A 22636-nucleotide genomic window follows, 5' to 3' on the forward strand; every position below is an offset into this window, starting at 1 on the left:
TGAACCTTAAACAGATCATTGTGCAGGAAAAATATATAGACGAAACAAAACAAGGTGAAGCTTTTGCAATTGCCGAAAAGGACGGAAATTCTAAGAAATTATTTTTAGAAAGCTATGGCTGTCAGATGAATTTCTCTGACTCTGAAATTGTTGCATCCATTCTTAATGAACAAGGATACAATACCACTCTTAAAGCCGAAGAAGCTGATCTTATCCTTTTAAACACATGCTCTATCCGTGAAAAAGCTGAGCAGACCGTAAGAATGCGCCTTTCCCAATTTAAAAATCTTAAAAAAGAAAGACCGAACATGACGGTTGGAGTTCTCGGCTGTATGGCTGAAAGGCTGAAAACCAAATTCCTTGAAGAAGAGCAATTGGTTGATCTGGTTGTAGGACCTGATGCCTACAGAGATTTACCAAATCTTTTAAAAGAAACGGAAGACGGAAGAGATGCCATTAACGTTATTCTTTCAAAGGAAGAGACGTATGCAGACATCAATCCTGTTCGTTTAGGAGGAAACGGCGTTACTGCTTTCGTTACCATTACCAGAGGATGCGACAATATGTGTACATTCTGCGTCGTTCCTTTTACAAGAGGAAGAGAAAGAAGCCGCGATCCGCATTCTATTCTGCAAGAATGTAAAGATCTTTGGAACAGTGGTTATAAAGAAATTACGTTATTGGGACAGAACGTAGACTCTTACCTTTGGTACGGAGGCGGTCCCAAAAAAGATTTTGCCAAAGCATCCGAAATGCAGAAAGCAACCGCTGTAAATTTTGCACAATTACTTGATTTAGTGGCTAAGGCTGTTCCGGAAATGAGAATCCGTTTCTCAACTTCCAATCCTCAGGATATGAGTCTTGATGTATTTACAATGATGGCAAAGCACGATAATATCTGCAAATATGTTCACTTACCGGTGCAAAGCGGAAGCAACAATATGCTAGAAGCCATGAACAGACAACATACCCGTGAAGAGTATTTAGATTTAATTAAAAAAGCAAAAGAAATTGTTCCTGAAGTAGCATTTTCCCAAGATATGATTGTAGGTTTCTGTAACGAAACGGAAGAAGATCACCAAGATACTTTAAGCCTGATGAAAGAAGTGGAATATGACTATGGATATATGTTCGCCTATTCAGAAAGACCTGGAACTCCGGCTCATAAAAAAATGGAGGATAATATTCCGGCTGATGTGAAACAGAGACGTTTAGCGGAAGTAATTGCTTTACAGGGCGAATTGTCCAGAAAAAGAATGAAATCTTACGTTGGAAGAGTTCACCAGATTTTAATCGAAGGAACTTCCAAAAAGAACGAAAACCAATGGAAAGGAAGAAATTCGCAGAATGCCGTTTGTGTTTTTGATAAATTGGAAGGACAGAAAATTGGTGACATTGTGAACGTTTTTGTGTTTGACAACACACAGGGCACACTTTTAGGGGAAACTGTTTCAAAATAAACGATATCGGTGGATTTAACGAATGAACAACTTGTAAAAAATATTTCTGCATTGCTTGAAAATGCCAGGAATAAAGTTGTTGTTGCCGTTAATCAAACCATCGTTCTTACCTATTTTGAAATTGGAAGAATGATTGTGGAAGATGAACAGAATGGAGAAAACCGTGCAGAATATGGCAAGGCTGTTCTTAAAGATTTATCTTTACATCTTTCTGCTAGATTTGGGAAAGGTTTCTCAGTTGAAAACCTGGACAGAATGAGATTTTTTTACAAAACTTATTCAGAAGAAATTTCGTCAACAGTGTTGACGAATTCTCAAAACCAAATTTCGCACACACCATCTGCAAAATTCAATCTTTCCTGGTCGCATTATCTTAAATTGATGAGAATCAAAGATAATAATGAAAGAAAATTCTACGAAATAGAAAGCTATAAAAATAACTGGAGCTTACGCGAACTTCAACGGCAATATGATTCTGCTTTATATATAAGGCTGTCTTTAAGTAAAAATAAAGAAGAAATTCTTCAGCTTGCAGAAAAAGGTCAGATTATAGAAAAACCGAAAGATCTCATTAAAGATCCTTACGTGCTGGAATTTTTAGGATTGTCTGAAAAACCACATTATTCCGAAGGTGATCTCGAATCTGAATTAATCGATAAATTAGAGCATTTCCTTTTAGAATTGAGTAATGGCTTCACCTTTGTAGGAAGACAGCAAAGAATTTCTTTTGAAGAAAAACACTTTTATATTGATCTTGTTTTTTATAACAGGATTCTGAGATGTTCTGTTTTAATAGATTTAAAAATAGGTGAACTTAAACATCAGGATATCGGACAGATGCAGATGTACGTGAATTATTTCGACAGAGAAAAGCGTCTTGAAGGAGAAAATAAGACAATCGGAATTATTCTCTGTCAGGACAAAAGTGAAGCACTTGTGCAATATACTTTACCCGAGGATAATGATCAGATATTTGCAAGTAAATATTTTACGGTGTTGCCAAGCAAAGAAGATTTTATTAACATTTTAAACTCAGACAATGGAAAAACTTCATAAATATTGCCTAAGTGTATTGTTGGTAATAATCTGCAGTAATATCTCGGCGCAGGTAAACAGCGGAATTCTTGAAAACGAAGATTATAAACAATTATACGAGCTTTACAGCAAGATATTAAACCGCGATTGCAAAGCTTCCCAGGAATTCTGCAAAAATGAAAGCCCAAAACATCATTTTGCGATTCATGATAAGCGAAATGCAAATGACATTATTGGGAAAAATTTCCCTGAAAAACAGCATTCCCGTTTTTTCAACAATAAAAAAGGATCAAGCTTTTCTGAAAATGAGAAGTATTGTAAGCTTCTATTGAATTTTGAAAAAAACAGTAAAGAAAATCTCTTTGCCAAACTCTTATATTTTAAAGCTAAAGTTTCAAAAATCAGAAACAAAGATTATTTAAGTGTGATTTGATTATTAAAGAAGAAAATTCAGAAATTAATTTAATCATTCATTTAAACTTTTTACAGTAAAACGAAACTGTAGATAAAATAATCTAATACTTTATGAGTAACGAACTTCAAAATATAAAAAACCGTTTCGGAATTATCGGAAATTTTCCGGCTTTAAACCGTGCTTTGGAAAAAGCCATTCAGGTTGCACCGACAGACATCTCAGTCCTTGTAATCGGCGAGAGCGGTGTGGGAAAAGAATTTATCCCCAAAATTATCCATTCAGAATCCAAAAGAAAACATCAGCCTTATATTGTGGTAAACTGCGGAGCTATTCCGGAAGGAACCATAGATTCAGAATTGTTCGGGCATGAAAAGGGTGCATTTACAGGCGCTACTGCAACCCGAAAAGGATACTTCGAGGTGGCAGACGGAGGAACAATTTTCCTTGATGAGGTCGGAGAATTACCTTTGCAGACCCAGGTTCGCCTATTAAGAGTACTCGAAAGCGGCGAATTCATGAAAGTAGGTTCTTCACAGGTTCAGAAAACAAACGTGAGGATTGTCGCGGCCACCAATGTTAATATGATGAAGGCCATTCAGGACGGAAGATTCCGGGAAGACCTTTTTTATCGTTTAAATACTGTACAGATCGATATGCCGCCCCTGAGAGAAAGAAAAGGCGACATCCATCTGCTTTTCAGAAAGTTTGCTATTGATTTTGCCGAAAAATACAGGATGCCCGAACTGGAACTGGAGCCGGGAGCCGTACATTATATAGAAAACTATACTTTCCCGGGAAACGTGCGCCAGCTGAGAAATCTCGTTGAGCAAATGACTGTAGTGGAAAGACACAGAAAAGTTACGGTAGAAAAATTAGCAGAATATATTCCTATGGAGTCGCACCTTCCGATGGTGGTGAATGCTCCTAATAATCAGAAGCAAAACGATTTCGGCAGCGAAAGAGAAATTATGTACAAAATTCTCTTCGATATGAGAAACGATATTAATGATTTAAAATCCTTAACTTCGGAGTTGATTAAAAACCGTGAAAACACAGACCTCAGCAGCCATGAAAAAAATCTGATTAACAGAATTTACACCTCTGAAAATCAACAAAATGTGACTCCAAATTCTTTGCTGTTTTTCGAGAATAAAAATAATGATGTTCCGGTTGTCCAGAATCCTACCATTATTTCGGGACATGAAGACAGCTACGAAGATGTTGAAGATATTGAGATAGAAGAAAACAAACCTGAATCTTTATCTCTTCAAAATAACGAAAAAGACCTAATAATCAAAGCATTGGAAAAACACAAAGGAAGAAGGAACAGAGCAGCTGACGAATTGGGAATTTCACAGAGAACACTGTACAGAAAAATAAAACAATATAATTTAGAAGAATAAACTATTAACAATGAATTTTGATCTAATCACCAGCAAAGGCTATAATTTTAATATTGGAAAATACATTTCAGAAGGATTTGAAATTTTTAAAAAGGATATCGGAGGTTTCATTTTAGCAACACTATTGTCTATTGTAATGAGTATCATCCCATTTTGCGGAATACTCGCCATTGGAAACTTTTATAAAATCTGTAAAAAAGTAGATCGTGGAGAAAAAGTGCAGGCAGGAGATATATTTGATTTTACCGATTTTGTGGTATATTTAAAACTATTGGTACTTGTCTTCATCATTATTATGATTTTGATGATCCCAATACAAATAACATTAATTCCTATTTTTATTGCGGCATCACAGGATAATGAGCATATTGACGCTGCAACGTTGTTTGGAGGTATGGGAATCTGGTTTTTCCTGTATATTTTATTTTTAACAGCATTCTCGGTATCTCTTTTCTTTGTTCAGCCTCTTATTTCTCTATATAGAGTTCAGAGCGTGAGACAAGCTTATTCGCTTTCTTGGAAGATTGCCAAAAAGAATTTCTTGTTAATTTTCCTATTTACTATTATCGTGAGTATTATCTCACAATTAGGAATTATAGCGTGTGGTATCGGATTATTTTTCACCATTCCTTTGGGAATATGCATAAGATATGCAGCATATAAAGATGTCCTTGAGACACAAAATCAAAAAATTAGTTATGAATAAGATAAAAATTATCTTCGGATTCATCATTCTTTCATTGTTTCAGCAATGCTACAGCTTCACGGGATCATCTCTGAAGGATGAAAAAACCATTCAGATCAATGAATTCCCGAATAATGCAGCTTTGGTGAATCCTACATTATCGCAGCAGTTTTCAACCGACATTCAGAACAGGTTTTTACAGAGAACAACTTTAAAAGGAACAAAGCAAAATCCGGATATATTGGTAGAAGGTGAAATTACAGATTACTCGATTACACCAACAACCATAAGCTCTACAACCGTATCTACAAACACGGGAGGAACGGTGCAGGAATCTCAGAATAAATTAACAATCACCGTAAAAGTGCATTATGAAAATAAGCTCCATCCTGAACTAAGTTTCGACAGAACATATTCCGATGAAGCCGTTTTCAACAGTAATTTGTCGCAGTCTGAAATCGAAAGTTCTCAGGTTAAAATTGCGACCGATAGAATTATTAACAAGATATTTAACGATATTGTAGCGAATTGGTAAGATGAATCATAGAGTTTTAGAATTATTAAAGACCCCAAAAAGCATTCAGTCAGAGGATCTCAATCTTCTGAAAGAGGAAATTAATTCTTTTCCCTATATTCAGAATATCAGAGCATTATATTTGTATGGAGTGCATCTGTATGATAAAGATAATTATCAGAAAGTACTTTCAACCACGGCTGCTTATACCACAGATAAGAAAATTCTTTATCAGCTAATAAACGGTAAAATAGAACAGAAACCTAAACCAGAACAACAAACCGGAGTTCTAAAGGAAAAGGTAATTCCTGCAGAAAATCCGCTTCAGCTTTTACTGAAATCAAAAAGTTCGGCTTTTCCTTTGAAAAGAGAAGATACATTCGTTAAAGAAAAGGAATATGAACCCGTTCAGCCACAGCAAGCAAATATAGAGGAAAGTTTTGGAGTGCCCCCTACACCAAAGCCTGAGTTTAAAAACGTTTTTGTTAAAGGAGAACGCAACAGAATTTTATTTGAAGGAGAAGAAAATTTTCTGGATGATAAAAATGCAGAAACCATCGATCTGGAATCAACCTTGGAATCCGGTTCTATCATTACTCAGAAAGCTGAAAAAAGTGAACAGCCTGTTTTTATTGAAAAAAATGATATTCAGCAAGTTGAATCAACAGAAATTCAGGAAGAAAGCTTTACCCCTGAAACAATTATAGAGGAACAAAAAATAGTTTCTGAAACCGAAAAAGATGATATTCTTGAAAAATCTGAACTAAGTTTCCATGAAACAGAACCTTTTCTTCCGAATGTTCAGATTTCAGCAGATGAAGTTGAGAATAAGGATTATTCTTTAAATGAGGCAGAAGAAACGGCAGATTTTACTCCGGAAACCATCATTAACGAAGATGAAATTTCATCAGCAACGGAAGAAGAATCTGTTAGCGATGATTCCGAATTGAGTTTTCACGGCATGGAATCTTTCCTGCCTGAAGTAAAAATAAAGGCTAATAATTCCGAAGAAAAAGCACCGGAAATTCCTCAGTCAAACTTCAGTAAGCATGAAGATGAAATGCGCCGTCTTATTGAAGAAGTTGAGAGAAAGATGAAAGAAAAAGCGGCTTCAGAAAAAAATAAAAAACAAGATGAGCCGGAAGATATTGGTCATGATATAAGTTTTGCAGAAACCCAAAGTTTTGAAGTGAAACCTGCAGAATTAAATGCTGAAGATGAAACTAAAGAAATAAATCAGAAAATTGACCAACCGGAAATAAAGCTCAAAGATGAAGCGCCAGAAATTACTCCGGTACCCGAGCCTGAAGTAAATTCTACATGGAAGCCTATGTCATTTGAGACGAACCTTCCTGATGCTTTGCTCACTAAACCTGAAGAAATGACTCAACCTGAAATTGAGATGCCTTTAGTTGAAACAGTTCAGGAACAAGCTCAAGAAACTCATTCCGAAGCAAATACTTCTGATCCATTGCAGGAGAAAAATTCTGAAAATATAGAAACAGCAGAGAAAGGGCAGGAAGAAAACACAAATTCGGAAAAATCAGAAGAATCTAAAGAAGAAGTTCCTGTCATGAATGTTTCTTTCTTTGGTTCCGGGTGGTCAATTTCTCAATCTGAAAAAAAGGAAGAAATAAAGCAGGAAAATGAAGAAGAAAAATCTACCGAAACGATTGTAGTGAATACTGCTGAAAATAAAACATCAAGCTCTCTTGACAGTAATGTTCCGGGATTCATCAATACATGGCAGAGCTGGCTGAAAATTGACCGCTCAGAAGATGTTAAGAAGGAGAAAATAGAAGTCAAAAATAAGGTTATTGAAAGTTTTATTGAAAACAATCCTAAGATCAGCCAACTCAAGGAAGAAAGCAATTTCGTTGTAAAGGAAAAAGGGGACGATATTTCACACTTGATGACGGAAACCTTGGCTAATTTGTATTTTGAGCAAAAACTTTATACGAAAGCCATTAAAGCATTTGAAATTCTGATCAAAAAAACACCTGAGAAAAAAGAATACTTCGAGAACAGAATTCAGGAAATCAAAGATTTTAGAACGAAAGGATAAACCATTATGAACGTATTATCAATTACACCAATTCATATCATATCTTCAGGTTTGGCAATAATCGCATTGTATATTACAGCCTTTGCCATCTTATTTAAAAACAAATCGGGCATACTTCCTTATTTGGCGGTACTTATGATCCCTGTCATAGGTGTTTTGGGAATTATTGCAGGAAACTATACAAAGAAATAAAAAACGAGCGGAAAATAACTTCTGCTCGTTTTTTATTTCTTTTCAGGTTTTCTTCTGAGCCTGGCAAAGCCTTACAAACTGCTCTTCAACATCCTGATATTTTTGCGGCATTTCTGAAGATGCCCAGAAGAGCATTGTAAGTGTCTGATCTCCGAAAGCTTCTTTGAAAAGATCTTTATTCAGGCGGTAACACTCGCGCAAAAGTCTTTTCACTCGATTTCTGTGAACCGCTTTTTTAAAATATTTTTTAGATACTGAAACCGCAAATTTTGTTACTTCAACAGGTGTTGCCGGTTTATTTTTCAGGACAATAATTCGCAAATTCCCGATCGTTCTCCACTTACCTTTTTCAAAAAGTAAAGAGATCTCTGTATTTTTCTTGAGTTTTTCGGCTCTGGGATATTTGAAGTTTGTCATTTACAGTCTATAAATATAGTTTATTTTTTTGCCTAAGCACATTTCTTTTTGCACATGAAATAGCAATCAGCTTCGGAAATCTGTGGGAAAAATTTAATCCTGATTCAATAAATAATTGATAACCTCTGAAGCGGCATACAATCCGAAAATTGCAGGCATATAGCTTATCGTACCGTAAAAAGATCTTTTATAATTTGTACCATCGGTCATTTTCAGACTGTCTTCATCCTGAATATCATTAGCAAACACACAACGCACTCCTTTGTCTATTTTTTCTTTTTTAAGCCTTTTTCTTACCTGTCTTGCGAGATGGCAGTGTTCAGTTTTGCTGATATCGCGTACCATCACTTTACTCGGATCCGTCTTTCCGCCAGCTCCCATAGAGCTCACGATTTTTATTCTTCGTTTTTTCGCCGCAATAATGAGACATAGCTTCGGAGTAACACTGTCGATACAATCCAAAACATAATCGAATTTTGCAGAATTAAGCACTTCATCCATTCTTTCAGGATTGAGGAATTCATTGATTTTTATCAAATTAAGATCAGGATTAATATCCAGAAGTCTTTCTCCTACGACTTCTACTTTATGCTTTCCTACAGTTGAACGTAATGCAGGTAACTGCCTGTTGATATTCGTGATATCCACTGTGTCTCCATCCACGATTGTCATACTTCCGACTCCCGCTCTGGCAAGAAATTCTGCTGCAAAAGAACCGACACCTCCCAGTCCAACAACCAGAACTGTCGCTTTATTAAGCTTTTCCACTCCTTCTTCCTTGATGAGAAGTTCCGTTCTCTCCAACCATTTTTTATCCATTTTGTATTGTCTCTAAATTTTCAGCAATTTGTTTATTTAAAATTTCAAGTGAAATACCTTTCAGCTCAGCAACTTTTGTGTACAGTTCTTCGATATTAAAATCGTCGTTGTCTGTTTCCAGAAAAATTTTATCTAAAGGAACTATTTTCAACGTATTTTGCAAAAATACATTATACAAAACGGCTTTTCCAAAACTCAGGTAAAAATTATTTTTAAGTAAATCTTCAGCAATACGTTCTTTTTTATTAAAACCATGAATAATCATCGGCTGTTCCGCATATTTCTTACATGAAATCACTTCATAAAATTTTCTCACACAATGAATAATGATGGGCTTTTTGATTTCATTAGCGAGTTTTATCTGTCTTAAAAAGACTTCTTCCTGAATTTTCGGATCAATATCCACAAAAGAATCTAAGCCACATTCACCGACTGCAAAACAGTTTTTAAAGATCATGCTTTGTATCCATGAAAATTGCTTATCAATAGCATTTACATCAATATCTTTCGGATGAATTCCTATTGAGTATGGTGAATCCGGCGGAATCTGTTCAATATCCAAATTGTAAATTCCGTTTCTTACATACTTCTTATGATGATGAAAATCAAAAAAATCCATAGTCAAAAATACTATAAATTTAGATCTAATCTAAAATTCTTAAACGAACGTTTATAAATGTGTTAAAAATTCCCTAACTTTACTTAAAGTGCAGTTCATGAGAAAAAAATTTACAGAAAAACAGATACACATTTTAGATATTGCCGAAGAGTTAATTGCCAAAAAGGGTTATGAAGGAACGTCAGTGAGAGATATCTGCTCGAAAGCAAATATTAATGTCGCCATGATTTCTTATTATTTCGGTTCTAAAGAAAAAATGATGTCGTATCTCTATCAGTATCGCGTCCTGAAAACCAGAGAAAACTTTTCTGAATTTGCCGATACCATTAAAGATGGCAAACCGGAAATGCAGATGAAAGAAATTATTAAATATATTGTTTCTCAATTATTTAAATACAATTATTTTCACGGATTTGTCACCCAGGAACTTCGGCATACAGAAAATCTAAAGGATGAACTGATGGATTTTTACCAGCTTTTTGTTAAAAAACTTGACGAAGTCATCAAAAAAGGAGTGGCTTCGGGAGTATTTACCTTTACACCAAAACCAGAAGATATCCTTACGACCATTATCGGATCAACGCTTTTCGTAATACGCAACAGAAATTTCTATGAATTGTATGTTCCCAATAAAAATGAAGAAACATACGCCAAAGAAGCAGAAAAAAAAGTAAAAATGAATCTTTTAATGAGCGTTTTTGCAATTTTGGGATACGCTGCTGACTAAATTTACGTTAAATAATCATAAAAAAAAATCTATTGATAAAAAAGTTATATTTTTGCAAATTAGTAAATCGGCTGTATCATCCGAAAACTGTTGAATTTTTTATATGAAAAAATATATTTTAGGACTTTTTGCTGTAGCTGTTGTAGCATCATGCGTAAGCAAACAGGAAAGAGCAATGAAAAGTGCGGATAAAGACCTCATTTTAAAAACTGCCAATGAAAATTTTGCTAAAAAGAAGTGGAAAAATGCACTGGCACTTTATGACAGACTTACCAACTTGGTAGCAGGAACAGATGACGTTCCCACTGTAGGCTTTAATACAGCTTATGCTAACTATTATGATAAGAATTTCAGGCTGGCAGGAAATCAGTTCAAAAGTTTTGCGATAAACTTTCCAAAAGATCCCAGAGCAGAAGAAGCGGCTTATATGTCTGCTTTATGCTACTATGAAGGGTCTATGGATTATAACCTCGATCAGTCTACCACACAGTCGGCCATTAATGAGCTTCAGGACTTCCTGAATAACTATCCCACTTCTGAAAGATCCAAAAACATCAATACCCTGATTGATGAATTGTCTTACAAGCTTGAATTCAAAGCTTACGAAAATGCAAGACAATATTACAAAATGGCAGAATATAAAGCAGCTAACGTTGCTTTTGAAAATGTATTGGAAGATTTCCCAAGCACAAAACTCCGTCCGCAGATTTATGATTACATCGTGAAATCAAGATATGAGCTGGCAAACAAATCGGTTTATGATCTTAAAGACGAACGTATCGAAAGTGCATTATCTTTTACAAGACAGATTGAAAAAGAAATGCCAAATACCGATGTGGCGAAAACAGCAATGGATATCAGAGAAAAGCTTGAAAAAGAGAAAAAGGATTTTGCCGTTGTTAAAAAGCAGACTGAAGAGAGAATTGCCGTATTAACAGAAAGACAGAAAAAACTGGAGGCACAAAATGCAGAAAAGGCAAAAACCGAGCAGCAGATGAAAGATCAGGTGGATGCAGAGAAAAAAGCAACCCAGATTCGTAGAGATAGTGCCGCGATTAATACCCCTCCGCCGGCAGCGACTTTCAAAATTAAAAGATAATTCGTAAATTTGCGAACTAAATTAAAATTAATATTCTCAAAATGAGTGTAAAAGATACAAAAGCAGAAGTAAATACCATTACTTACGATAAGGATAAGATTGAAGACAAAGTAGGCTCAATCTACGAAGCGATTGTTATCATGGGAAAAAGAGCAGAACAGATCAACGCTGAAATCCGTACGGAACTTCACAATAAGCTTGACGAGTTTGCGGTTCACAATTCCACATTAGAAGAAGTTTTCGAAAACAGAGAGCAGATCGAAATCTCAAAACACTACGAAAAACTTCCGAAACCAACTTCTATTGCTATTGAAGAATGGCTGAACGGAGATGTGTACTTCAGAAAAACTGAAGAGAGAAAATAAAAATCAATGTGTTTTTTATATATAAAGGTCATAAAGGAAAATCTTTTCTTTATGACCTTTGTTGTTGAACAGGTTTGTAAGAAAAAATAAGTAATTTAGTATTCTTAAAATTAAAATTGAATGAATCTTTCCGGCAAAAAAATTCTCATCGCGATTTCCGGAGGAATTGCAGCATACAAAATTCACTTTCTAATCAGAGATTTTATTAAAAAAGGTGCTGAAGTACAAGCGATCATGACTCCTGATGCGGAAAATTTTGTAACCAAACTCAGTATTTCCACATTGTCTAAAAAGCCTGTTTATTCAGATTTTTACAGTGACAACGGAACGTGGAACAGTCATGTAGAAATGGCCTTATGGGCAGATGTAATGATTATTGCCCCGTGTACTGCAGGCACTTTATCGAAAATGGTTCATGGCATGTGTGATAATTTGGTCATCGCAACCTATATGTCTGCGAAATGTCCTGTTTTTATAGCTCCGGCAATGGATCTGGATATGTACGCACACCCTTCCACAAAACGAAACCTTGAGCTGGCAGAAAGTTTCGGACACATCATTATTCCCGCGGAAAATGGCGAACTCGCCAGTGGACTTGTGGGACAGGGAAGAATGTCTGAACCGGAAACAATTGCCAAAACCATTGAAGATTTTTTTAATTCAACTACTAAAAAAACACTGGAGGGAAAAACGGTTTTAATTACGGCCGGGCCAACGTATGAAGCCATCGACCCTGTGAGATTTATAGGAAATCATTCTTCAGGAAAAATGGGCTTTTCACTGGCAGAAGAAGCGTCAGAAAGAGGAGCGAAAGTGATTTTAATTTCGGGTCCTACTTCTCAAAAACTTCAAAATAAAAATATTGAACTTCATAAAGTAACTTCCGCAAAAGAAATGCTGCATAAGGTTTTTGAATTTTACGACATGGCAGACATAGGAATTGCCAGTGCCGCCGTTGCAGATTATGCGCCTAAGGAAGTCGCAACAGAAAAGATCAAAAAAAATGATGATAACTTAACGATTGAATTAGTTAAAAATCCGGATATTCTTAAAACGATGGGTGATAAGAAAACCCATCAGTTCCTAGTAGGTTTCGCACTGGAAACTCAGAATGAAGAAGAAAATGCCAAGGGAAAATTAGAAAAGAAAAATCTGGATATGATTGTCCTGAATTCTCTTCGCGACGAAGGTGCCGGTTTTAAAAATGACACCAATAAAATAAAAATATTTACCCAAACGGAAAAGAAAGAGTTTGAGCTGAAATCCAAGGATGATGTTGCTAAAGATATTCTGGATTTCGTTGAATCTCAACTTTTAAAATAATTTTAATAAATTTCCGTTCTCAATCTTTACTAGAAAATGAAAAAATTAATAAGCATATTTTTACTTCTGTTTTTGTGTAATCTCAGTTTTTCGCAGGAGCTGCTGGCAACAGTGCAGGTGAATTCCCAACAGTTGGGAGGAAGTAACCAGTCTGCGTACAAAGCTTTGGAGAAAAGCCTGAGAGATTTCATCAATAATACCAGCTGGACAGGTAAGAGGCTCCAGAATTTTGAAAAGATAAAATCAAATTTTGCGATTGTTATCAGCGAAAGAGATGGAAATCGTTTCAGGGGGAGTATTGTTGTGCAGGCTGTTCGTCCTGTTTTTAACACAACCTATGAATCTCCTCTGATAAATCTTCAGGATCAGCGGTTTTCTTTTGATTATGTAGAAAATGAAAACCTTATCTTCAACGAAAGACAGTTCTCAGGAAAAAATTTAATTGATGTTATCAGTTTCTATGTATATCTTATTCTAGGTGTTGATGCCGACAGTTTCCAATCGATGGCAGGCACGCAATGGTTTCAGAAAGCCCAGCAGATCGCCCAAAACGGAGAATCGCAGAATACATATGATGGCTGGAAACAGATCAATGAGCCCAGAAGCCGCTCTATTTTAATCAAAGAAATCTTGAGCCCGAACTGGAGTCAACTACGCGCAACAAGCTATTCTTATCACAGAGCTGGACTGGATAACCTCTTTAATCAGGATCAGACCGCAGCTAAGAAAGTGATTTTTGATGCTCTCATGCAGCTCAAACAATACGAGAACAGTTTTCAGCAAGCCTACTATTTCAACCTCTTTATGGATACGAAAGCCGATGAGATATTCAATATTTTCAATTCCGGGAATAACGGAGGTATTGTTTTGGGAGATTTAAAAAATCTGATGACCATCATTTCTCCTAAAAGTACAGAATCACGATGGAACAAATGGAAATAGAAGTCTCCACTTGAATTCTGAAATCTAAAGTTCTATATTTGCAATAGCTAAAATAATCGCTATTATCAATGCTTTCGAGAATTTATATTAAAAATTTCGCCCTGATCGATACGCTTGAAGTATCTCTTCACAACGGTTTGCAGGTAATCACCGGGGAAACGGGTGCCGGAAAGTCTATTATTCTGGGTGCCTTGCGGCTGATTCTTGGAGAAAGAGCAGATGCAAAATCCATCTCAAAAGCAGAAGAAAAAAGCATCGTTGAAACAGAATTTTCGCTCAATAATCAGTTTAAAAAATTCTTTATTGAAAACGATCTTGATTATGAACATCAGACAATCATCCGGAGAGAAATTTTACCTTCCGGAAAGTCAAGGGCATTTATTAATGATGTTCCGGTCACATTGGATATTCTAAAAGAATTGTCTTCCCAACTGATAGACATTCATTCTCAGTTTGAAACTTCCAATCTGTTTACTTCGGAATATCAGTTTAAAATCATCGACGGGCTTTCTGATAACAAACAGATCATCAACGATTATCAACACGAATTTTCTGATTTCCAAAGTTTAAAGATTCAACTTAAAAAACTACAGACACAGCTTTCGGAAGCTAATAAAGAAAGTGATTATAAAACTTTTTTATTAAATGAACTTGAAGAACTTTATCTTGATAATGTCGATTATGAAGAACTTCAGAACCAACTTTCTATTCAGGAAAACGCTGAAATGATTTCCGATAATCTTGCTCAGGTATTATCCAGATTTCATCAGGAAGAAGTCGGGATCTTATCTTTTTTTAATGAAGCCAAAAATAAACTCTCCAAAATTGCGGAAGTCTCCGGCAGTTTTTCTGAACTCAATGAAAGACTGGAAACTTCTTTTGTTGAATTAAAAGACATTATTTCCGAACTTGAAGATGAAGCCGAGAAAATAGAGATCAATCCGGAAAACTTAGCATTGCTTGCTGAATTGAATAACAGAATCAATTCTCTCTTCGTAAAACATAATGTTTCCGATATAGCTGAATTAAGGCAGATCAGGGATCAACTGGCTGGCGAACAAAAAGGTGCTTCTGATTTAGAAGCACAAATTGCTGATATCACGGAGAACATTTCCGGAAAAGAAAAAACGTTGCAGAACCTTGCCGATAAACTTTCAAAAAACAGAAAGAAAAACGTTCCTGTATTTATAAAAAAAGCAGAAGAATTATTGAAAAAACTTGGTCTTGAAAAAGCCAGGGTTGATATTGAATTGCAAAACTCAACTGAATTCAATCAGTTTGGAAAAGAGAACATCCAACTATTGTTTCAGGCGAATTCCGGATTTCCTTTAAAACCAATTCAGACAGCCATTTCAGGGGGTGAAAGATCCAGGGTTATGTTGGCTGTAAAGAAGATTATTGCCGAAAGTGATGAACTTCCAACATTGATTTTAGACGAAATCGATACCGGAGTTTCCGGAAAAGTGGCCGAAGAAATCGGAAACCTGATGCGCGAAATGTCTGCCGATATGCAATTGATCGTCATTTCTCATCTCGCACAGGTAGCGGCAAAAGGTAATAACAATTATAAAGTCGTGAAACAGGATGTTGCCGGAAGAACGCAATCTACCATTGTTCCACTTAATGATAAAGAGAAACTCAACGAAATTGCCCAGCTTCTTTCGGGAAGCAAAATTACAGAAGCAGCTTTGGCGCAGGCTAAAGAATTGATAGGGTAGGTTTTAACGAAATAAACGATAACAGACTTCTGGATTTTCAGAGGTCTTTTTTATTTGGGTATCTATTTAACATAAAAATAAAGCTATTTTTCATTTCAAAAAAATGATTACTTTTGATTTATAATTTTAACGAAACAAGCGTAAGCTATCAATTTGGAACAAAGAAAACTGCGAATCTTCTTAAAAGACCAAATTTTGATAGACTTACGCCCGTGTACTATAACTGGCACGGGCGAAGTCTTTCTTGGTCTTTGGGTTCTTCGCAGTACCTCTTTGTCAGATCGGCTTTTGCTCCGTGCCTTTTGCATTCATTCTATATCCCAATAAATTTTTGTCTAAGGCTTTTTATTAAAATTAATACGACAGTTTTGTCGCACTGCAAATTTATTTTTGTAAATAAGAAAAAATATTTAATTAAAAAAAATCTAAAAGCGATGAAAATATTGAATAGGTCGGGATAAAATAATCCGTAAGAAAAAAAATAAAAATATAGGATTTTCCCTATCTTGAAATATCAAAAAAAATTATAATTTAACACTCGAAAAAAAATTAATAACAAATGAAAAAAAGTTATTTTATAATGCTTATGGGATTAATCTTATTTATGTTCAGCTGCCGAACAGAAGATGCCTCATCCGACAGTTTTTCTTCTGAAAATCAAAAAGAAAAAGCGAAGGTTTACCTCATGAAGGACGTTCCTGCTTTTAAAAATTTTCTAGAAACGAAAATAAACTCGTCCAATTACTTTTCAAAATCCAATTCTTACGCTGCATTGCTTTTTGATAATCAACCGGTAGATGTTGTAAAGAAAGGCAACAAAACATCTTACAGTACTTTTACTAAAAAAGATGATATTGTTTATGAGATACTGGTGTACACTACAGGAGAAAAGGAATCATTCTTTATAGCACAGTATATTTCTAGCACACCAATTCCTTATCTGGATCTTACAACCTTTTCTGGTGTTGTACATTATAAGTCTTACGACGGAGAACTTATATCTAGTCTTTCTTTCGAGAACGGGATTGCAAAAACAGCCGCTAAGAATGCTGCTAAGACAGCAATTGGCTGTTATACAGTAATTACTACACCAGTCTCCTGTATAGAAGGTTTGCATTTTCCGGGAAAACCCTGTGCTTATGCAGGAACAATTAATGCTGCTTATTACGATACACAAATTATTAACAGTTGTTTTCAGGATGAATTTTATAATGAAATAGGAAATGGTGGAAGCTACGGACCGGATGGAGGTGCAGGAAGCAATCCTGCTTATAGTCTTCCCGCACCCAGTGCTATTAATTATATGCTTACACAGATCGGTATGCAGAGCTTAAATACACAGCAGTTTTCTTATCTGCAAAATCATTTGATGGAAGCAGACAATTTAAGAGCTTATTTCTTGACGAACCAAAATGTGGATACTGCTAATTTTATGTATTGGGGAATTAATTTTTTTATTCAAAATCCTTCAACAACTTGGGAGCAGTTTGAATATCTCATGTATAATAAAACAATATATGAAACTTCATTAGGAGATGATGACAATAACACTACGGGAGGGTATGATACTGCGGTTTATGATAATTTTGACCCATTACAACAAAATTGGCCTACAATTCCTAGTATAATACCTATTGGTAGTTTCATTGGATGGGGATATCCCGGAATCAAAAGAAATTGTATGGATTATGCGAAGGCACAAATTGCAATAAAAGGATTTCAAATATCTAACTATGGTGCACCAGGACAAACGTACCAAATTTATAGAGAACAAACTGGAGTTAATCAATCTAATTTAATTGCAGGACTAAGTTATCTAAAATATGCTTTGTCAAATAATATCCCTGTTATTGTTGGTGTACATGATGCTCCCGGACACCCTGGTAATGCTGATCAAACTACTGATCATTTTATAGTTATAGTAGGTATGGGATCCGATAATTCTGGTAAATACTTTACATTTTATGATAACGCATCAGGAAGTGCAAGTTTAGGAGCCAATCCAAATAATAAACTTTATTATAATCAAGCTACAGGTATAATCTCAGGAACTTCCGCGACTCCATATGCAAACGGATTAATTTATATCTTAACACAAATTAGAAAAAGCAAATTGAAATGAGAAAGTGTTTAATTAAAATATTGGTAATTAGTGGCATCATATTGCTCCAAGGCTGTAAAGTTCAGTATTCAGATTTAAGTGTTTTGCAATTAAAAGTACAAGATATAGGTAAAGTATGCTTAAATAGTGATGAAAAATCCAATTTAAGTAAAATATCAAATATCAAAAGAAAATATTTTACTTCTGCAATTTACACTACAGTTGATGGTAAAAACATATGCTTTCCAATTAATGATAAGACTTTTGACTATAATTATTATAAGCTAAATGAAGACAACATACATACAAAAGAGATAAAAATATTTTATAAAATATTCAATGTAAATAATAAAGAAATAAAAGTTGTTTACAAAATTAATGAATGATAGTAGTATATCTTATTAAAGCCAAGTACAATAATGTCAATGGAAATACAATTAGTATTTCTTGGGCTGAAGAATAAAAAATGATTTATATATAATACTTATAGAAACAAATGAAATAAGTCCTTGAATTGGATTAATTAAATGACAAATAATTATAATAAATATATTTTTTGTATAAGATTTTTAAGAAAAAAAGTAAAAACTCAGACCGCAGAAATCTCTGCGGTTTTGTTTTTCTATCCATATAAATTCAATTTCTGTAACATTTTTATCCTTATATTGACTAATGTAAAAAAGATAACTATGTTTTTAAAATTTCTAAGGTTAGAAATCAAAAGTTTTTTTCGAGGCAGTTCATTAGGAATCAATCTGGCGATGAAGATTCTTCGCTTTATTGGAATTCTTTACTTTATGGTGTGTCTTGTGGGTGGTGCGTTCGGTGCTTTTTTCTACATCCAGGAAGAAATACATCAGGATCCGCTGAAAGTTGTTTCCAGGTTTTTAATTGTGGCTTGGGTAGTTGATCTGATCTTTAAATACATCTGGCAGGAAATGCCCACTCAGAATATAAAACCCTTTCTGACACTTAATATTTCTAAGAAGACATTGGTCAACTACATGTTTGTCAAGACTTTCTTATCAGCTTTCAGTTGGCTGAATTCCCTATTTTTTGTTACTTTTTCCATTATTGCGATTTTTAACGGATATGATGCCATCGGTGTTATCGCCTGGTTCTTCGGAATTTCCTTATTATTTTACCTGAATAATTTTATCAATATTCTTTTTAACGATAAAGAAACGGTAGCTATTGTTGTAGGAAGTGTTATTGCAGTGATTGCAGGCCTTACTTATTATAACGTTATTCCTGCGCTGGAATATTCTGAAAAAATCTTCTATAGTTTTTATGACAGTCCTTATTTTGCGATTATTCCGGCTATCCTTTTCCTCGGCTTATGGAAAATTTGTTATCACCATATCCGGAACGTATTCTATCTGGATGAAGGACTTGAAGCAAAGAAAACCGTTGGAAAAACCGAAAATATCGCTTTCCTTAATAAATACGGTGCCATCGGAACATTCATTAACAATGATATTAAAATGTTGAAGAGAAATAAGGTTACCAAAGGAATTCTCTGGGGAAGCCTTTTATTTCTTTTCTATGGAATGCTGATGTTTACTTCATCTATCTATAAAACGCCCGCTATGATGATGTTTATGGGACTTTTTGTAACGGGAGGATTTCAGTTTCTGTTCGGGCAAAGAGTGCCTGCGTTCGACAGCTCATATTATCCGTTGATGATGACGCTGAATGTACCCTATAAAGAATATCTGAAGGCAAAATGGTGGCTCATGAATATTGTAACCGCTGCTTCAATGATACTTGCAATCTGCTATGCTTATTTCGGCTGGGAAATGTACCTTACTTTTTTTGCGGCAGGAATTTATAATATTGGGGTGAATTCACAGTTTACCCTTTGGTCGGGAGCGTTTAATAAAATGCAGATCGACCTTAATTCTAAAGAGAAAAGATTCGGACAAAAAAACAGCTTCAATCTGAAATCCATGCTTTTATTGATTCCTAAAATGTTTTTGCCAATGGCTGTTTTTGGAATTGTACAGCATTTCTATGGAATTGAAGCAGGCGTTGTAAGTGTAGCCATTTTAGGCCTCTTGGGATTTTTCATGAGGGAGAAAATATTCAATATCATCGTAAAACATTATAAAGTAGAAAAATACAGTACACTGGAAGCATTCAAAAACAAAGACTAATATGATTACAATACATAACTTATCAAAGACCTACGGAAAAGCAACCGTTTTAAACATAGAAAACCTTGAAATTCCCAATGGCGAAACCTTCGGGTTGGTAGGAAACAATGGAGCAGGAAAAACCACCTTATTCAGCCTGATGCTGGATCTTATTCAGGCCACAACAGGATATGTAAGCATCGACGGAATCAAAGTAAACGAATCTGAAGCCTGGAAAAACAAAGTTTCTGCTTTTGTAGACGACTCTTTCCTTATCGGCTATTTGACTCCTGAAGAATATTTCTACTTTATTGGCGAACTGAGAGGGCAGAATAAAGCTTCTGTAGACGAGTTTTTAAAGCAATTTCATGATCTTTTTAATGGGGAAATATTAAATTCCGGAAAATATGTACGCGACCTCTCGAAAGGAAATCAGAAAAAAGTAGGAATAGTAGGAGCAATTTTAGGCAATCCCGAGATTATCATTCTGGATGAACCTTTTGCCAACCTGGATCCATCAACGCAAATTAAACTGAAAAATCTTATTAAAGAACTTTCAAAACAGGACGGTGTGACATTCCTGATCTCAAGCCATGATCTTTCGCATACAACAGAAGTATGCAACCGGATTGTTGTTGTGAATAAGGGACAACTCGTGAAAGATATCCAGACCAACCCTGAGACACTGAGAGAATTGGAGCAGTATTTTGCAGATCAGATTTCGAAGCCTGTGGAAAATATTTAATATATCATAAAGATATTAATAAAAAGTCCTCTTTCACTGGCTGAAAGAGGACTTTATTATTTAAAGTAAAATATAATTAAAACTCAATATTCGGTTTCCAATCGACCGCCGCTCTGATGAATGCTTCTGCATTTTCAACAGGAATATTCGGTAAAATTCCGTGGCCAAGATTGGCAATATATCGGTCTTTCCCGAAACGGTTAATCATTTCAGTCACCATTTTTTTGATCGTTTCAGGTGTTGAATGCAATCTTGCAGGATCAAAATTTCCCTGAAGAGTCATCGTATGGTTAGTAAGCGTTCTTGCAAACTCCGGAGTGATCGTCCAGTCCACACCTAATGCCGAAACAGGAGATTGCGCCATGTCTTCCAAAGCAAACCAGCATCCTTTTCCAAAAACCACAACGTGAGTTAAAGGACTTAATGCTTCAACAATCTGGTTAATATATTTCCAAGAAAATTCCTGATAATCTGCAGGAGAAAGCATTCCGCCCCACGAATCGAAAACCTGAACAGCAGAAACGCCTTTTTCAACTTTTCTTTTTAAATAAGCAATCGTCGTATCCGTGATCTTCTGAAGAAGAAGATGTGCTGCTTCCGGCTGTTGGAAACAGAAAGATTTAGCAATATCAAAAGCCTTACTTCCTTTTCCTTCCACACAATAGCAAAGGATCGTCCATGGAGAACCGGCAAAACCGATCAGTGGAATTTCATTGTTTAATTTCTGTAAGGTAAGCTCAATTGCATCAAAAACGTATCCTAAAGTATCATTTACATCCGGAACCACAACTTGCTGAACCTGTTCCATCGTTCTGATAGGAGTATCTAGCCACGGCCCTACGGATTCTTTCATTTTAAAATCAATTCCCATTGCCTGCGGAACCACAAGAATGTCTGAAAAAAGAATAGCTGCATCCAGCGGAAATCTTCTGATTGGCTGCACAGTAATCTCAGAAGCAAGCTCAGGAGTCTGACACCTTGTGAAGAAATCGTATTTGTCGCGAAGGGCAATAAATTCCGGCAGATATCTTCCGGCCTGTCTCATCATCCACACCGGAGGTCTTTCTACGGTTTCCCCGCGAAGCGCTTTTAAATATAGGTCGTTTTTAATCATAATCAATTAAATATCATTGTCGCCAATGAACAATTATATATCAGTCTTTGTTTAAAACTTCTTTTCGAATCAGTTTAAGAACGGATAGAAGATTGTTTTCTTCCGAGGTTAAAACTTTTTCTGAAGTGTATTTTCTAAGTTCCCGGGAAGTTGTTTCGCCAATGGATATCAAAGTCAAGCCTTCCAGAGAATTATGCTTTGCAAAACTACGAACTCCGCTCGGACTAAAAAAAACGGCAGCATGATATTTTTCATTTATCTGCGGATTAATTTCTTCAGTATGGTAGACGGTAACTTTTTTGTATTTAATATTTTGCAGCGGAAGGTCGTTGTCGAGAATATTTATAGCAAGGTTTCCGCAAAAGTGCAGAAAGCTTTCATGCTGGCATTTTCCGGTGATAAATTTTGCGAGTGTGTCTGCATTTTTAAGCACTTTGAAAGTTCCGAACCCATTTTTGCGTACTTCTTTTTTTGTTTTTTCGCCGACACAGTAGATTTTGTTATAATTTTTTTCTGTGAAATCTTCATTGGGACTGAATCCGTTTTGAAAAAATGAATTCACACCATTAATACTGGTAAAAATCAATGATTTATCTTTTAGATCAAAAGGTTTTAGCTTTACTGTTTTTGTTCTGATTACCTCAACACAATCAACCGGAATATCGTATCCCAATTCTCTGGATATAATAGTACGGTCTATATTTTTGGTAAATAAGATTTTCATTTATTGTGGGTTTTTAGGC

Annotated in this window: 23 protein-coding genes; 18 read left to right on the plus strand and 5 right to left on the minus strand. The window is 35.4% G+C overall.

The features are described 5' to 3' along the window. The first annotated feature begins 20 nt into the window (after positions 1-20). From miaB to BLR30_RS10085, 8 genes are all read left to right on the plus strand, one after another. The gene (gene miaB, locus BLR30_RS10050; protein ID WP_089858309.1) at positions 21-1460 is read left to right on the plus strand and encodes a tRNA (N6-isopentenyl adenosine(37)-C2)-methylthiotransferase MiaB; all 1440 of its coding nucleotides are present in this window, start codon (positions 21-23) and stop codon (positions 1458-1460) included. 9 nt (positions 1461-1469) lie between these two features. Next, the gene (locus BLR30_RS10055) at positions 1470-2516 is read left to right on the plus strand and encodes a PDDEXK nuclease domain-containing protein (protein ID WP_262484104.1); all 1047 of its coding nucleotides are present in this window, start codon (positions 1470-1472) and stop codon (positions 2514-2516) included. Next, positions 2500-2928: a hypothetical protein gene (locus BLR30_RS10060; RefSeq protein ID WP_089857804.1), complete on the plus strand. Its 429-nt coding sequence runs from the start codon at positions 2500-2502 to the stop codon at positions 2926-2928. The genes BLR30_RS10055 and BLR30_RS10060 overlap by 17 nt, the downstream gene beginning before the upstream one ends. 92 nt (positions 2929-3020) lie before the next feature. After that, entirely contained in the window at positions 3021-4313 is a 1293-nt protein-coding gene (locus BLR30_RS10065; RefSeq protein ID WP_089857808.1) for a sigma-54 interaction domain-containing protein, read from the plus strand. 10 nt (positions 4314-4323) lie between these two features. Beyond that, positions 4324-5019: a DUF4013 domain-containing protein gene (locus tag BLR30_RS10070; RefSeq protein ID WP_089857811.1), complete on the plus strand. Its 696-nt coding sequence runs from the start codon at positions 4324-4326 to the stop codon at positions 5017-5019. After that, positions 5012-5533, plus strand: a complete 522-nt coding sequence (gene lptE / locus BLR30_RS10075) for an LPS assembly lipoprotein LptE (protein ID WP_089858312.1) — start codon at positions 5012-5014, stop codon at positions 5531-5533. The genes BLR30_RS10070 and lptE overlap by 8 nt, the downstream gene beginning before the upstream one ends. Position 5534: 1 nt before the next feature. Further along, the gene (locus BLR30_RS10080; protein WP_089857813.1) at positions 5535-7577 is read left to right on the plus strand and encodes a hypothetical protein; all 2043 of its coding nucleotides are present in this window, start codon (positions 5535-5537) and stop codon (positions 7575-7577) included. Positions 7578-7583: 6 nt separating this feature from the next. After that, positions 7584-7769, plus strand: a complete 186-nt coding sequence (locus BLR30_RS10085) for a hypothetical protein (RefSeq protein ID WP_089857816.1) — start codon at positions 7584-7586, stop codon at positions 7767-7769. A gap of 42 nt (positions 7770-7811) precedes the next feature. On the opposite strand, the gene rnpA is transcribed toward BLR30_RS10085, so the two are convergent. From rnpA to BLR30_RS10100, 3 genes are all read right to left on the minus strand, one after another. Then, the gene (rnpA, locus tag BLR30_RS10090) at positions 7812-8186 is read right to left on the minus strand and encodes a ribonuclease P protein component (protein WP_089857820.1); all 375 of its coding nucleotides are present in this window, start codon (positions 8184-8186) and stop codon (positions 7812-7814) included. Positions 8187-8279: 93 nt separating this feature from the next. Then, entirely contained in the window at positions 8280-9005 is a 726-nt protein-coding gene (locus tag BLR30_RS10095) for a tRNA threonylcarbamoyladenosine dehydratase (protein ID WP_089857823.1), read from the minus strand. Further along, positions 8998-9624, minus strand: coding sequence for a TatD family hydrolase (locus BLR30_RS10100; protein WP_089857825.1), 627 nt, complete (start codon positions 9622-9624; stop codon positions 8998-9000). Before BLR30_RS10100 ends, BLR30_RS10095 begins: the two co-directional genes overlap by 8 nt. A 97-nt stretch (positions 9625-9721) precedes the next feature. On the opposite strand from BLR30_RS10100, the gene BLR30_RS10105 reads away from it, so the two are divergent. The 10 genes from BLR30_RS10105 (at position 9722) to BLR30_RS10150 (ending at position 20779) form a co-directional block, all read left to right on the plus strand. Next, positions 9722-10351: a TetR/AcrR family transcriptional regulator gene (locus tag BLR30_RS10105; RefSeq protein ID WP_089857827.1), complete on the plus strand. Its 630-nt coding sequence runs from the start codon at positions 9722-9724 to the stop codon at positions 10349-10351. Positions 10352-10454: 103 nt separating this feature from the next. Next, positions 10455-11450 carry an outer membrane protein assembly factor BamD gene (locus BLR30_RS10110; RefSeq protein ID WP_089857830.1) on the plus strand — a complete coding sequence of 332 codons (996 nt, stop codon included), beginning with the start codon at positions 10455-10457 and terminating at the stop codon, positions 11448-11450. A gap of 41 nt (positions 11451-11491) precedes the next feature. Beyond that, on the plus strand, positions 11492-11815 hold the full coding sequence (locus BLR30_RS10115; protein WP_029298198.1) for a DNA-directed RNA polymerase subunit omega: 324 nt from the start codon (positions 11492-11494) through the stop codon (positions 11813-11815). Between the two features lie 120 nt (positions 11816-11935). Beyond that, positions 11936-13138 (plus strand): bifunctional phosphopantothenoylcysteine decarboxylase/phosphopantothenate--cysteine ligase CoaBC, encoded by a 1203-nt coding sequence (gene coaBC / locus BLR30_RS10120; protein WP_089857833.1) that lies wholly within the window; start codon positions 11936-11938, stop codon positions 13136-13138. A gap of 36 nt (positions 13139-13174) precedes the next feature. Beyond that, complete coding sequence (porD, locus tag BLR30_RS10125) at positions 13175-14080, plus strand: type IX secretion system protein PorD (RefSeq protein WP_089857836.1); 906 nt, start codon at positions 13175-13177, stop codon at positions 14078-14080. 68 nt (positions 14081-14148) lie between these two features. Continuing rightward, positions 14149-15798 carry a DNA repair protein RecN gene (locus tag BLR30_RS10130; protein WP_089857839.1) on the plus strand — a complete coding sequence of 550 codons (1650 nt, stop codon included), beginning with the start codon at positions 14149-14151 and terminating at the stop codon, positions 15796-15798. A 559-nt stretch (positions 15799-16357) separates the two neighbouring features. Continuing rightward, on the plus strand, positions 16358-17920 hold the full coding sequence (locus BLR30_RS10135) for a hypothetical protein (protein WP_139164616.1): 1563 nt from the start codon (positions 16358-16360) through the stop codon (positions 17918-17920). Then, positions 17917-18285, plus strand: a complete 369-nt coding sequence (locus BLR30_RS10140; RefSeq protein ID WP_089857845.1) for a hypothetical protein — start codon at positions 17917-17919, stop codon at positions 18283-18285. The genes BLR30_RS10135 and BLR30_RS10140 overlap by 4 nt, the downstream gene beginning before the upstream one ends. A 303-nt stretch (positions 18286-18588) precedes the next feature. Then, a complete protein-coding gene (locus tag BLR30_RS10145; protein ID WP_089858315.1) occupies positions 18589-20055 on the plus strand; it encodes a DUF5687 family protein in 1467 nt (488 codons plus the stop codon). Between the two features lies 1 nt (position 20056). After that, positions 20057-20779: an ABC transporter ATP-binding protein gene (locus BLR30_RS10150; protein WP_089857847.1), complete on the plus strand. Its 723-nt coding sequence runs from the start codon at positions 20057-20059 to the stop codon at positions 20777-20779. Positions 20780-20855: 76 nt separating this feature from the next. Here the strand turns inward: BLR30_RS10150 and hemE are convergent, their stop codons facing one another. Beyond that, positions 20856-21893 carry a uroporphyrinogen decarboxylase gene (hemE, locus tag BLR30_RS10155; RefSeq protein ID WP_089857850.1) on the minus strand — a complete coding sequence of 346 codons (1038 nt, stop codon included), beginning with the start codon at positions 21891-21893 and terminating at the stop codon, positions 20856-20858. Between the two features lie 40 nt (positions 21894-21933). Continuing rightward, complete coding sequence (locus tag BLR30_RS10160) at positions 21934-22617, minus strand: uroporphyrinogen-III synthase (protein WP_089857853.1); 684 nt, start codon at positions 22615-22617, stop codon at positions 21934-21936. Positions 22618-22636: the final 19 nt, after the last annotated feature.

Origin of the sequence: Chryseobacterium taeanense, assembly GCF_900099685.1 — a bacterium.
Taxonomy (GTDB): domain Bacteria; phylum Bacteroidota; class Bacteroidia; order Flavobacteriales; family Weeksellaceae; genus Chryseobacterium; species Chryseobacterium taeanense.